This window comes from Streptomyces sp. NPDC055632 (assembly GCF_053618675.1).
Genome location: NZ_JBSHHY010000053.1, coordinates 1,153 through 15,016, shown reverse-complemented (window position 1 = coordinate 15,016; position 13,864 = coordinate 1,153). Strand labels below are relative to the sequence as shown.

The 13,864-nt window shown below is 70.3% G+C and carries 7 protein-coding genes; all 7 read left to right on the top strand.

Going from position 1 to position 13,864, the window contains the following annotated elements:
- Positions 1-809 precede the first annotated feature (809 nt).
- Positions 810-1,880, top strand: coding sequence for a LacI family DNA-binding transcriptional regulator (locus tag ACWGSR_RS35025; protein ID WP_453572949.1), 1,071 nt, complete (start codon positions 810-812; stop codon positions 1,878-1,880).
- 377 nt (positions 1,881-2,257) lie between these two features.
- Positions 2,258-3,532 (top strand): extracellular solute-binding protein, encoded by a 1,275-nt coding sequence (locus ACWGSR_RS35020; protein ID WP_376237261.1) that lies wholly within the window; start codon positions 2,258-2,260, stop codon positions 3,530-3,532.
- A gap of 99 nt (positions 3,533-3,631) precedes the next feature.
- The gene (locus ACWGSR_RS35015; protein ID WP_376237263.1) at positions 3,632-4,630 is read left to right on the top strand and encodes a carbohydrate ABC transporter permease; all 999 of its coding nucleotides are present in this window, start codon (positions 3,632-3,634) and stop codon (positions 4,628-4,630) included.
- Positions 4,630-5,523 (top strand): sugar ABC transporter permease, encoded by an 894-nt coding sequence (locus ACWGSR_RS35010; RefSeq protein ID WP_453572945.1) that lies wholly within the window; start codon positions 4,630-4,632, stop codon positions 5,521-5,523. Before ACWGSR_RS35015 ends, ACWGSR_RS35010 begins: the two co-directional genes overlap by 1 nt.
- A gap of 88 nt (positions 5,524-5,611) precedes the next feature.
- Positions 5,612-7,291 carry a glycoside hydrolase family 13 protein gene (locus tag ACWGSR_RS35005; RefSeq protein ID WP_453572942.1) on the top strand — a complete coding sequence of 560 codons (1,680 nt, stop codon included), beginning with the start codon at positions 5,612-5,614 and terminating at the stop codon, positions 7,289-7,291.
- A gap of 102 nt (positions 7,292-7,393) precedes the next feature.
- On the top strand, positions 7,394-10,741 hold the full coding sequence (gene pulA, locus ACWGSR_RS35000; RefSeq protein WP_453572939.1) for a pullulanase-type alpha-1,6-glucosidase: 3,348 nt from the start codon (positions 7,394-7,396) through the stop codon (positions 10,739-10,741).
- Positions 10,742-11,153: 412 nt separating this feature from the next.
- A complete protein-coding gene (locus ACWGSR_RS34995; RefSeq protein ID WP_453572936.1) occupies positions 11,154-13,730 on the top strand; it encodes a pullulanase X25 domain-containing protein in 2,577 nt (858 codons plus the stop codon).
- Positions 13,731-13,864 lie beyond the last annotated feature (134 nt).

Here is a 13,864-nt window from a genome sequence, read left to right as displayed (position 1 = left end):
CGGTCGCCGCCCGCCCATGACCCCGGGCAGTCCGGCCGTCGACGCCGCCGTACGAAACGATCCGTTTCGTACGGCGGCGTCGTCACGCGGGAAGCCGGGGCAGGCCCCAGTCGGTGAGCGTGGCTTCGGCGTGGTGTCGGGCGGCGGTTGCGGAGCGGTGGGCCCTGAGCAGAGAGAGGCGGCTGGATTGAACGCTGAGATCGGTTCGGAGCCGCTGGGCGATTACGGGCTGGGTCGCGACGTTCACGGCTGCTACCCCGCTTCGTGGGAGGGAGGGTGCTCGGTTCTCTGCCGGTATGCGCCGCGGGGCGCCGAGGGGAGTCGTCCGACAGGAAGGTGACCGAAGCAATTCACTCAAGTTAATAAAGAGTTAGCAATCCATGCCAAGAGGGACAGGGGAGCCCTCCCCTCCGACCTCGAGTTCGGTCGCCCGTGCACTCTCGCCGGACACCGGGAGGAGGAGTCCCGTCGACGCGAACGGCCGGGGCGAGCCGCTGTTGCGACTTGGACCAAGGTACGGCTGACCTGCCGTTTCGGGGCATCCACGGGGCCTCGGGCTGCGTCGGCAGGGGCATCCCGGTCGGAGGGCGCACCATGCGACACCGTGGCCGGTTCTGGCGGTCGGGCCGGCTCGGAGATTTGCTAACTCAATTTATTAATGCGTTAATGGCCGGTAACGGAAGCAGAGTGATCGGGCGGCGCCCCTCCCCTTCCGCGCCCGAGGAGGCCGCCGTCCTCGGCGCCAGTGGCGCGGGACGGCGGCCGTGCGCTATACCGTTACTAATCGTTTACCGACCTAAGGGGCAGACATGCCGGCCATCACATCCGGGACCGCCCCGAGCGACGGGAGGTCCCGGCCGACATCCAAGGACGTCGCCAAGGCGGCGGGGGTGTCGCGGTCGGCGGTCTCGTTCGCCTTCAACAGCCCCGAGAAGCTCTCGGCCGGCACCCGGGACCGCATCCTGGACGTGGCCAGGGAGCTGGGCTATGTGCCCAACACCCTGGCCCGGATGCTCAAGGCGGGTCAGACGCAGTCCCTGGGCGTGCTGCTGCCGCAGAATCTCGCGCGCGTGATGGAGAACCCGTACTACGCCCGGTTCCTCACCGGCGTGGGGCAGGTGTGCGACGAGCAGGGCTACACGCTGCTGCTCACCCCGCCGCTGCGGGACTCGGTGCTCAAAGCGATCCCGTACGCGGCGGTCGACGGGTTCATCGTGTGCGGCCTGGAGCACGACCGGGGCGAGGTGGCCGAACTGCGCCGGCGCGGCATCCCCTTCGTGCTCGTCGACAGCAGCCCCCACGAGGGGGTCTCCAGTGTCGATGTCGACGACGAGGGCGGCGCCTACGAGGCGGTGCGGCACGTCCTGGATCTCGGGCACCGCCGGATCACGCTGCTGTCGTTCGATCCGGGGCCCGAACGGGCCGAGCGCGGTTACCGCGGGCCGCTGGCCCGCCGGATGGCCGGTGTGGCCCGGGCCCTGGAGGAGTCGAGGATGACGCTCGAGGACATCGAGGTCGTCGAGGTGCCCGCCACGCGCATGGACGGGTTCAGGGCCACCAAGAAGTTCATGGCCGCCCGGCCCGCCACCGCGATCGTCACGATGTCGGACATCCTCGCCTTCGGCGCGGTCGACGCCCTGCACGACATGGGCCTGGGGATCCCCAGGGACGTGTCCGTCACCGGCTATGACGACCTGCCCGACGCGTCGTGGATGCGGCCCCGCCTGACGACCGTGCGGCAGGCGATCACGACCAAGGGCCGTACGGCGGCGGATCTGCTGTTCTCGGCCATCAGGCGAGAGGACCAGCACCCCCACCAACTGCTGGGCACGCATCTGATCGTTAGGGACTCCACGGCCCGGCCCTCCGCCACGGCCTGACCTTTCGCCCCCTGCACCCCGCTCGCCCCTGCGGCGTGGCGGGGTGCGGTGTTTTCCCAGCTCAAGAGCGCTTTCTCCGTCACGGGACCGGCTTTCACGCCACGAGACGTCACCGCCGTCCACGTTACACAAACGTTAACTAACTCCTGTTAATAACCTGATAACGTCTGCGACATCAAAGAGCTCGCGAGGGGCTCACCCGTCGCCCGGAGCGCAACCTGCCAGGGCGGGCGGGAGAGTCCACCCGCGGCCCGGCCTCCCTGGCACGACCGATATGTGCGGGAGGTGCATGATTGCCAGCTGTCGCCGGTTCCGTCCCGCTCCGGCGGCAGCGCCCGGGCCGCCCTTCCGGTCAGACCTTCTCCGAGGAGTTCCCCATGCGCCGTGGTCTTGCGGCAGCCGTCGTCGTAGCGGCTCTCACCATCTCTGCGACTGCCTGCTCCGGCGGCAGCTCCGGCTCTTCCGACGCCTCCGGCCCGGTGACGATCACCTGGTGGGACACCTCCGACGCCACGAACGAGGCCGGGACCTTCAAGGCCCTGGTCGAGGACTTCGAGAAGGCCAACCCCGACATCAAGGTCAAGTACGTCAGCGTGCCCTTCGGCGACGCGCAGACGAAGTTCCAGACCGCCGCGGGCAGCAAGGGCGCCCCGGACGTGCTGCGCGCCGACGTCGGCTGGACCCCGGGATTCGTCGAGGCCGGCTTCCTCGCCCCGCTGGACGGCACCGCCGCCGCGGCCGAGAGCGGCAAGTTCAAGCAGAACCTGATCGAGCAGGCCACGTACCGGGGCAAGCTCTACGGCGTCCCCCAGGTCACCGACACGCTCGGCCTGATGTACAACAAGGAGCTGTTCACCAAGGCGGGCATCACCAAGGCCCCGGCCACCTGGGACGAGCTCAAGACGGACATGGCCGAGGTGAAGCAGAAGACCGGCGTCGACGGCTTCGCCTTCAACCCCCAGGCCTACTACGCCATGCCGTTCCTGTACGGCGAGGGCACCGACATGGTCGACGCGGCGAAGAAGCGGATCACGCTGAACTCGCCGGCCGCCGTCAAGGGCATCGACACCCTCGACTCGGTGCTCGCCGCGCCCGGCATCCGCAAGCTCGACACCACCAGCAACGCGTACGCCAACATCATGGACGCGTTCAACAACGGCAAGGTCGCCGCCATCGTCCAGGGCCCCTGGGAGAACGCCAACGTCTTCAAGGGCGCCGCGTTCAAGGACAAGAACAACCTCGGGATCGCCGCCCTGCCCGCGGGCAGCGCCGGCCAGGGCGCGCCGCTGGGCGGGCACAACCTGGTCTCCTACGCCGGCTCGGACGCCAAGCACCAGGAGGCGTCGCAGAAGTTCATCGCCTTCATGACCTCCGCCGACGCGCAGAAGAAGGTCGCGCTCGCCAACGGCACCCTGCCGACCCGCGACGACGCCTACACCGCCGAGGTGAACGCGAACCCGGGCATCGCCGGCTACTCCCGGCTCCTGGCCGGCGGCAAGCCGCGCCAGCCGCTGGCCCAGTACTCCTCCCTCTACACCCCCTTCGAGACCCAGCTCATCAAGATCGTCTCGAAGCAGGAGGCCACCAAGAGCGGCCTGGACAAGGCCGCCGCCGAGGCGAAGAAGCTCCTGCCGGAGTTCAGCACCCAGTAACACCCCCGCGGGCCGCTCCCCTCCTTCACCTGCCCGAAGGGGGGGCGGCCCGCCCGGCGGACGCTCCTTTCCCTCCCCCTTGTCCCATGAGGTGCCGAGATGGCCACAGTCGTCGAGGGCAACACTGCCCGCCACAGCCGCCGCGACCGGGGCCCTGGCCGCGGCCCGATGCAGCGCGTCAAAAACTCCTACAACCAGTACTGGTACGCCTGGGCCATGTGCGTGCCCGTCGTGCTGGTGCTGCTCGCGGTGGTCGCCTATCCCCTGATCCAGGGGATCTACCTGACCTTCACGGACGCCACCAGCGTGAACGTCGGACGCACCATCGGCGTCAACGAGATCCCCGACTCCTACTCCTGGGTCGGGCTGAAGAACTACACCGAGATCCTCACCGGCGCCAACAACCAGTTCTGGCCGCACTTCGCGTGGACCGTGATCTGGACGGTCGCCTGCGTCGCCCTCACCTACGCCCTCGGTCTGGGCCTGGCGGTCGCGATCAACCGGCAGATCAAGGCCCGCGGCTTCTACCGCATGCTGCTGATCCTGCCCTGGGCCGTGCCGACCTTCGTGACGATCTTCGCCTGGCGGCTGATCCTCGCCGACGACGGCGTCGTCAACCAGCTCCTGATCGGCCTCGGCCTGGACGGGCCGTCCTGGCTCAGCGACCCCTTCGCCCAGAAGGTCGCCGCGATCGGCGTGAACATCTGGTGCGGCTTCCCCTTCATCATGATCTCGATGCTCGGCGGCCTGCAGTCCATTCCCCGCGAGCTGTACGAGGCGGCCGAGATGGACGGCGCCACCCCCTGGCAGCGGTTCGTCAACGTCACCCTGCCCGGCCTGCGGCCCGTCAGCAGCACCGTGATCCTGCTCGGCGTGATCTGGACCTTCAACCAGTTCAACGTGATCTTCCTGCTCTTCGGCGGCAACAGCGACAGCGTCCAGATCCTCGTGACCTACGCCTACCGGCTCTTCTTCGGCCAGCAGCCCCAGGACTACGCCCGCTCCGCGACCGTCGGCATCCTGTGCCTGTCGCTCCTCGTGGTCTTCACGAGCGTCTACCGCCGCTGGCTCAAGCGCAACGACCAAGGGGCCCTGTGATGACCACCACGACCACCCCGCCGGCCGGGGGCATGCAGGCCCTGAACGACCCCGCCCGGCTGCGCAGCCGCCGCCGGCACGGGGCCTCGATCTCCCTGCACGCCCTGCTCGCGGTCTCCGCCTTCATCGCCGTCTTCCCGGTCCTGTGGATCGCCTACATCTCCCTCGGGCCCGACAAGAACGACTACCAGCACCCCTCCCGCATCCTCAGCAACGCGACGCTGGACAACTACACCCACGTACTGACGAACACCGACTTCGGCACCTGGATGCTCAACAGCGTCATCGTCGCCTGCGGCACCATGCTCATCGGCGTCCTGATCGCCGCCAGCGCCGCCTACGCGGTGTCGAGGATGAAGTTCCTCGGCCGCGGCTCGCTGATGTACACCTTCCTGCTCACGCAGATGTTCCCGGTCGCCGTCCTCATGGTCCCCCTCTACAAGATCATGGGCAGCCTCGGTCTCCTGGACACCTACGGCGGGCTGATCGTCATCTACTGCTCGACCGCGGTCCCGTACTGCGCGTGGCTCCTCAAGGGCTACTTCGACACCATCCCCGTCGAGATCGACGAGGCCGGACGCATCGACGGCCTCTCCCCGTTCGGGACCTTCTGGCGCCTGATCCTCCCCCTGGCCCGGCCCGGACTCGCCGTCGCCGCGTTCTACACCTTCATCACCGCCTGGGGCGAGGTCGCGTTCGCCTCGAAGTTCATGCTCACCGAGGAGAAGTACACCCTCGCCGTCGGCCTGCAGAGCTACATCAGCCAGTTCAACTCCCAGTGGAACTACATGGCCGCCACCTCGGTCCTGATCGCCATCCCCGCCGGCGCGGTGTTCTACGTCGTCCAGCGCCACCTCGTGGCCGGTCTCACGGCCGGCGGCACCAAGGGCTGACCCACCCGCACGCCCCGTCCTTCTTCCGATTCATCTTGTCCACGCCGGCGCACCGCTTCGCCGCGCCCTGACGTGAGGACTCGCCTTCATGACCCAGCCGCCCGCCGCCCGGCCCGCACCCGCCGGCCCCGCCACCGACTGGTGGCGCGAAGCGGTGATCTACCAGGTCTACCCCCGCAGCTTCGCCGACTCCGACGGCGACGGCATGGGCGACCTGCCCGGCATCACCAGCCGCCTGCCCTACCTGCGCGACCTCGGCATCGACGCCGTGTGGCTCTCGCCGTTCTACTCCTCCCCGCAGGCCGACGCCGGCTACGACGTCGCCGACTACCGGGTCGTCGACCCGATGTTCGGCACCCTCGAGGACGCCGTCACCCTCATCGACGAAGCCCACCGCCTGGACCTGCGCGTCCTGGTCGACCTGGTCCCCAACCACTGCTCCGACCAGCACGTGTGGTTCCAGCAGGCCCTGCGCGAAGGACCCGCCTCGCGCATACGCGAACGGTTCCACTTCCGCGACGGCCTGGGCCAGGACGGCGAGCTGCCGCCCAACGACTGGGAGTCCGTCTTCGGCGGCCCGGCCTGGACCCGCACGAAGAACCCCGACGGCACCCCGGGCCAGTGGTACCTGCACCTGTTCGCCCCCCAGCAGCCCGACTTCAACTGGGAGCACCCGGCCGTCCGCGACGAGTTCGGCTCCATCCTGCGCTTCTGGCTGGACCTGGGCGCCGACGGCTTCCGCATCGACGTCGCCCACGGCCTGGTCAAGGCCGACGGCCTGCCCGACCTCGGCGACCACGAGCGGATGCGGCTGCTGGGCAACGACGCCGGACCCTGCTTCGACCAGGACGGCGTCCACGAGATCTACCGCCACTGGCACACCGTCTTCGCCGAGTACGCCGGTGAGCGGATCGGCGTCGCCGAGGCATGGGCCCCCACCTTGCGGCGGACCGCGAACTACGTCCGCCCCGATGAACTGCACCAGGCGTTCAACTTCCAGTACCTGGCCACCGCCTGGCAGGCCGGCCCGCTGCGCGAGGTCATCGAAGCCACCCTGGAGGCGATGCGGCCCGTCGGCGCACCGGCCACCTGGGTGCTGTCGAACCACGACGTCACCCGGCACGCCACCCGCTTCGCCAACCCCCCGGGCCTGGGCACCCAGCTCCGCGAGGCCGGCGACCGCGAACTGGGCCTGCGCCGGGCCCGCGCCGCCACCCTCCTCATGCTGGCCCTGCCCGGCTCGGCCTACGTCTACCAGGGCGAGGAGCTCGGCCTGCCCGACGTCACCGACCTGCCCGACGAGGTCCGCCAGGACCCCGCCTACTTCCGCGGCGCCGGCCAGGACGGCTTCCGCGACGGCTGCCGGGTGCCGATCCCGTGGACCGTCGAGGGCACCTCGTACGGCTTCGGCGACGGCGGCTCCTGGCTGCCGCAGCCCGACACCTGGGGCGCGCTGAGCGTCGAAGCCCAGACCGGCGACCCCGGCTCCACCCTGGAGACGTACCGCTCCGCTCTCGCCCTGCGCCGCAGCCACCCCGCGCTCGGCGGCGCCGACAACCTGCGCTGGCTCCCGAGCCCCGACGGCGTCCTCGCCTTCGAGCGCACCACCGAGGACGGCCCGGCGTTCATCTGCACCGTCAACGTCACCGGCGAGCCGGTCACCGTCGACACCCCCGGCAAGGCCCTGATGGCCAGCGCCCACACCGCGCCCGGCAGCACCCACACCGAACTGCCCGCGGACTCCACCGTCTGGTGGACCACCGCCTGACCCTCCCGCTCTCCTGCCGACGGCTCCGCGACCGCCTGCCCGCGGGGCCGTCAGCAGGCATACCCGCACACACCCCACCCCCGCGACACAACGAGGTGTTCCATGACGTCACGTTCCACCTCCGCGCGCGGCCGCGGCCGCCTGACCAGAAGGTCGGCCGCCCTGGCCCTCAGCCTCGTCGCCGGCACCGCCGCGATACCGGCCCTCGCCGCCGACGCCCCGCAGCCCACCACCGTCGCCGTCGCCTCCGACTTCGACAACCAGCTCGGCTGCGCAGGCGACTGGGCCCCCGACTGCGACCAGGCCCAGATGCGGCTGCGTCCCGACGGCACCTGGGCCCTGACCACCCGCCTCGCGGCCGGCACCTACCAGTACAAGGCCGCCCTCGACCGCAGCTGGGCCGTCAACTACGGCCAGAACGCCGCCCCCGGCGGCGCGAACATCCCCCTCGCCGTCCCCGTCGGCGGCGCCGAGGTCACCTTCGTCTACGACCCGGTCACCCACTGGATCACCGACACCCTCAGCACCACCCTGGTCACCGCGCTCGGCACCTTCCAGAGCGAACTCGGCTGCACGGCCGACGGCGCCGCCGACTGCCTGGCCTCCTGGCTGACCGATCCCGACGGCGACGGCATCGCCACCTTCACCACCACCAAGCTCCCCGCCGGCACCTACACCGCGCGGCCCGGCCTGGGACTGCCCGCCCAGCCCACCGGCGAGCCGGCCGGCTTCACCGTGGCCACCGACGGAGCCGAGACCACCTTCGGCTACAGCACCGCCTCCAAGACGCTGAGCGTCTACCCGGGCAAGCCCAAGCCGAGCCTCGCCCCCCGCTCCGGGTACTGGCTGGCCCCCGACCTCATCGCCTGGGACACCACCGGCCACTCCGCCGGCACCACCTACCAGCTGGCCACCGCCCCCGACGGCGGGCTCGCCGCCGGCGGAACCGGCATCAGCGGCGGCACCACCATCCCGCTCCAGTACGACCCCAAGGGTCTGCCCCAGGCCCTGAAGGCCAAGTACCCCCACCTGGCCGAGCTCGGCGCGCTGCGTGTCCCCGCCGCCCGGGCCGCCCAGGCGCGCGACCTCGTCAAGGGCCAGAGCGCGATCGCCGCCCTCGGCCCCGACGGACAGCTCACCGACGCCACCGGACTGCAGACCGCCGGCGTCCTGGACGCCCTGTACGCGGACGGGGCGAAGCGGGCCGCGCTCGGCCCCGTATTCCACGCCGGCCGGCCCACCCTGTCCCTGTGGGCACCCACCGCCCGGGCGGTGAGCGTCGAGCTCTACGACACCCCCGCCTCCACCACGGCCCGCACCGTGCCGCTCGCCCTCGACCGCACCACCGGCGTGTGGTCGGTGCGCGGCGAGAAGAGCTGGAAGAACCTCTACTACCGCTACCAGGTCAAGGTGTGGACCCCGGCGACGCAGAAGACCGTCACCAACACCGTCACCGACCCCTACTCGCTGTCCCTGTCGGCGAACTCCACCCGTAGCCAGATCGTCGACCTCGCCGACCGGGCCACCCTGCCCACCGGCTGGGAGAAGTCACGCTCCCCCGAGGCCCTGCCCCTGGAGAAGCAGCAGATACAGGAGATCCACATCCGTGACTTCTCCTCCGCCGACACCAGCCTGCCCGCGGACAGGCGCGGCACCTACCTCGCCTTCGCCGACTCCCGCTCGCTGGGCATGAAGCACCTGAAGGACCTCAAGGCCGCCGGCGTCACCACCGTCCAGCTCCTGCCCGCCTTCGACTTCGCCGGCACCGCCGAACTGCGCGCCGACCAGGCCGCCCCGGCCTGCGACATGGACGCCATGGCGCCCGACTCGCCCGAACAGCAGGCGTGCGTCGCCTCCACCCAGGCCCGCGACGCCTACAACTGGGGCTACAACCCCTTCCACTTCACCGTCCCCGAAGGCGCCTACGCCACCGCCCCGGACGGCACCGACCGCATCGTCCAGTTCCGCCAGATGGTCAAGGCCATCCACGACGCCGGACTCAACGTCGTCATGGACGTCGTCTACAACCACACCGCCGCCGCCGGACAGGACGCCGCCGCCGTCCTCGACAAGATCGTCCCCGGCTACTACCAGCGCCTGGACGCCACCGGCACCGTCACCCGCGACAGCTGCTGCGCCGACACCGCCCCCGAGAACGCGATGATGAACAAGCTCGTCGTCGACTCCGTGACCACCTGGGCCAAGCACTACCGCATCGACGGCTTCCGCTTCGACCTCATGGGCCTGGACCCCAAGCAGACCATGCTCGACGTCAAGTCCTCCCTGGCCAGGCTCACCCCCGGCCGCGACGGCATCAACGGCAGGGCCGGCCTGCTGTACGGCGAGGGCTGGGACTACGGCATCGTCGCGCACGACGCGCGCTTCACCCAGGCCACCCAGGAGAACATGGCCGGCACCGGCATCGGCACCTTCAACGACCGGCTGCGCGACGGCGCCCGCGGCGGCGGCATCTCGGACGCCGACCCGCGTCGCCAGGGCTTCGCCAGCGGCCTGTACACCGCCCCCAACGGCGCCGACGTCAACGGCACCCCCCAGCAGCAGAAGGCCCGTCTGCTCCACGACATGGACCTGGTCAAGATCGGCCTGACCGGCAACCTCGCCCGCTACGCCTTCACCACCGGCGACGGCACCCGCCGCACCGGCGCCCAGATCGACTACAACGGCCGGCCCGCCGGCTACACCGCCACGCCCGCCGAGGCCGTCAACTACGTCGAGGCCCACGACAACCTCGCCCTGTTCGACGCCCTCGCCCACAAGCTCGCCCCCGACACCACCCCCGCGGCCCGCGCCCGCCTCCAGGCCCTCGCGCTCGCCACCAGCACGCTCTCCCAGAGCCCGTCGATGGCCCAGGGCGGCACCGACCTGCTGCGCTCCAAGTCCCTGGACCACAACTCCTACGACAGCGGCGACTGGTTCAACGCCATCCAGTGGGACTGCCGTAACGGCAACGGCTTCGGCCGCGGACTGCCGCTGGCCGAGTCCAACAGCGCCCAGTGGCCCCTCGCGAAGCCCCTGCTGGCCGACCCGAAGCTGCGCCCCGGCTGCGCCGAGACCAGCGCCACCGCGGCTCAGTTCCAGCAGTACCTGAAGATCAAACAGTCCACCCCGCTGTTCTCCCTGGGCAGCGCCCACGCCGTCCAGCAGCGCCTGACCTTCCCCCTGTCGGGCACCCCCGGCGAGAAGCCCGGCGTCATCACCCAGCACCTCGACGGCCGCGGCCTTGGCACCTACAAGTCCGTCACCGTCCTCTACAACGCCACCCCGAGCGCGCAGACCCAGACGGTCAAGAGCCTCACCGGCACCCGGCAGACCCTGCACCCCGTCCAGAGCGGCGGCAGCGACCCGGTCGTCAAGCAGGCGGCCTTCGACGAGAAGACGGACACGTTCACCGTCCCCGCCCACACCGTCGCCGTCTTCATCCAGAGGTAGACCTCCACCCCCACCGCAGGCCCGGCAGGACAGCGCACCCGCGCCGCCCCGCCGGGCCGGCCGCGTTGCCCCGCCGCAGAGCCCGCGCATGCCGGCCGCGAAACGGTGCCCGGGCCGCCCGCTGCCCGCTCCACATCCCGTACGGGCGTCCCGATGGACGGACGTCGGTAACAGACCGCGCAGATCCTGTCCGACCCATTGACGCCATCAAGTCACATGGTTATTAACTTGAGTTACAAACGGGTTAGCGGGTCGGTGTACTTCCGACGACGCCCCCAACCCGTGCAGCAGGCGCATGCCTGCAACTGAGCCGCGCCGCTGGTACGGACACACCAGCGCCGCCTTCCCTCACCACCCGCGCCGACGGTTTCCGCTCCCAGGCCGGGTGATCCCACCCCGAGGAGGCACCACCTTGCACGGCACCCCCACGCGCCCCTCCCGGCGCCACAGAGGACGGACCGCACCCGCGCTCCTGGCCGCGACCGCCATGGGACTGGCGCTCGTCCCCGCCCTCACCACCACCGCCCGGGCCGAGACCACCGCCAACGCCGTCTCGGTCCCCGGCACCTTCAACAGCGAGATCGGCTGCTCCGGCGACTGGGCCCCCAACTGCGCCCAGGCCCAGCTCACCGCCCGCACCGACGGATCGGGAGCCTGGTCGAAGACCATCGGCGTCCCGGCCGGCTCCCACTCCTACAAGGCCGCCCTCAACAACAGCTGGGCCGACAACTACGGCGCGAACGCCCGGTACTACGGCGCCGACATCCTCCTGAACATCCCGGCCGGCGGCAAGAACGTCACCTTCGTCTACGACCCGGTCACCCACTGGATCACCGACGACGTCAACCACAAGATCGTCACCGCCGGAGGCTCCTTCCAGTCCGAGATCGGCTGCGCCGCCGACTGGGCACCGAACTGTCTGGCCTCCTGGCTCAAGGACACCGACGGCGACGGCGTCTACACCTGGTCCACCACCGCCATCCCCGCCGGCACCTGGAGCGTCAAGGCCGCCATCGGCCAGTCCTGGACCGAGAGCTACGGCCAGGGCGGCAGCCCCACCGGCGCCGACATCGGCTTCACCGTCCCCCGGGCCGGCTCCGCCGTCGACTTCTCCTACAACAGCACCACCCACGTGCTGGACGTCCGGACCGAGCAGCCGCCCGGCCCGCCCCTGGACGGCACCCTCGGCGCCCTCTACACCCCCACCGAGACCACCTTCCGCATCTGGTCACCCGACAGCTCCCAGGTCTCGGTCACCGTCGGCGGCCAGAGCCACCCCCTCAAGCCCGCGGACGTCAGCGGCTACACCGGCGTCCACCAGGCCGTGGTGCCCGGCAACTGGAAGAACCAGCCCTACCAGTTCCGCGTCGGCAACAACACCGTGCGCGACCCCTACGCCCGCATGGTCAAGCCCGGCAGCACCGAGGGCATCGTCATGGACACCGAGTCCATCGCGCCCACCGGCGGCTGGGCCGCCCGCCCGGCCATCACCAAGCGCGAGGACGCCGTCATCTACGAGATGAACGTCCGCGACTTCACCATCGACGCCAGCTCCGGCGTGGACGCCGCCAAGCGCGGCAAGTTCGCCGGCCTGACGCAGACCGGCACCACCCACAACGGCGCCAAGACCGGCATCGACCACCTCAAGGAGCTCGGCGTCACCCACGTCCAGCTGCTGCCCTCGTACGACTTCAACAGCACCGTGCCCAACTGGGGCTACGACCCGCTCAACTACAACGTGCCCGAGGAGCAGTTCTCCCGGTTCACCGCCCCCGAGGACCGGGTGCGCGAGTTCCAGACGATGGTGAACGAGTTCCACAAGAACGGCATCCGCGTGATCATGGACGTGGTCTACAACCACACCGCGAGCAAGGACGTCTTCCAGAACATCACCGGGAAGTACTACCACCAGACCGAGCTCTCGGGCACCGGCAACTCCATCGACGACGGCAACCCGATGGTCAGCCGCATGATCATGGACTCGCTGAAGTACTGGGTCGACACCTACAACATCGACGGCTTCCGCTTCGACCTCATCGGCGTCCACCAGTACAAGAACGTCGACCAGTGGGCCAAGTACCTCCAGACCGCCTTCCCCGACCGCACCCTGCAGCTCCACGGCGAGCCCTGGAGCGGCGGCGTCGACGACCCCCAGCAGGCCCAGAAGGTCCGTTACGGCACCACCCCCGCCATCGCCGGCGGCCACGTGGGCGTCTTCAACGGCTCCTACCGCGACGCCGTCAAGGGCGGCACCCGCGACCAGATCCTCGGCTACATGGGCGGATCCTCCTCCAACGCCTCCTCCATCGCCCTCGGCACGCGCGGCTCCCCCCTCGCCGCCAAGAGCACCACCCCCCTCTCCGACCCGTGGGCACCGGCCTTCGCCTACGACCCCGAGCAGAGCATCAACTACGTCTCCGCCCACGACGACCTCAACATCTGGGACAAGATCACCTACTCCGGCGTCACCGGCGGCGCCACCGGCCGCGCCGGACAGATGAACCGCTTCGCCACCGGCATGGTCCTCACCTCCCAGGGCATCCCCTTCTTCCACGAAGGCGACGAGTTCCTGCACTCCAAGGTCGTGGGCGGCGACTACGAGGCCGCCAAGAACTCCTACGAGTCCGGCGACGACGTCAACGCCGTCCAGTGGGGCGAGAAGACCGCCAACAACGCGACCTTCCGCTACTACAGGGACGCCATCGCGCTCCGCAAGAACACCCCCGCCCTGCGCCTGGACAGCTGGGACGCGGTGAAGAACCAGATGACCACCACCGTCAACGGCTCCGTCGTCACCTCGGTGATCAGCTCCAGCGCCGCCGCCCCCACCACTCCCGACACCGTCGTGGTCTACAACCCGACCAGCAGCTCCACCAACGTGACCCTGCCCGCCGGCACCTGGAAGAAGGTCCTCGACACCAACGGGGCCGCCAACTCCACCAGCACCACCGCCGACCCGCTCGCCGTCACCGTCTTCAAGAAGTCCTGACCCCTCCCACCGCACAGCCGGGGGGGGCCCCCCCCCCCGGCGGCCCCCCCCCCCCCCCCCCGCCCCCCCCCCCCCCCCCCCCCCCCCCCCCCCCCCCCCCCACCCCCCCCCCCCCCCCCCCCCCCCCCCCCCGT

Coding starts and splice junctions, on each gene's coding strand:
- ACWGSR_RS35025 (WP_453572949.1), top strand. CDS start 810: ATGCCGGCCATCACATCCGGGACCGCCCCGAGCGACGGGAGGTCCCGG.
- ACWGSR_RS35020 (WP_376237261.1), top strand. CDS start 2,258: ATGCGCCGTGGTCTTGCGGCAGCCGTCGTCGTAGCGGCTCTCACCATC.
- ACWGSR_RS35015 (WP_376237263.1), top strand. CDS start 3,632: ATGGCCACAGTCGTCGAGGGCAACACTGCCCGCCACAGCCGCCGCGAC.
- ACWGSR_RS35010 (WP_453572945.1), top strand. CDS start 4,630: ATGACCACCACGACCACCCCGCCGGCCGGGGGCATGCAGGCCCTGAAC.
- ACWGSR_RS35005 (WP_453572942.1), top strand. CDS start 5,612: ATGACCCAGCCGCCCGCCGCCCGGCCCGCACCCGCCGGCCCCGCCACC.
- pulA (WP_453572939.1), top strand. CDS start 7,394: ATGACGTCACGTTCCACCTCCGCGCGCGGCCGCGGCCGCCTGACCAGA.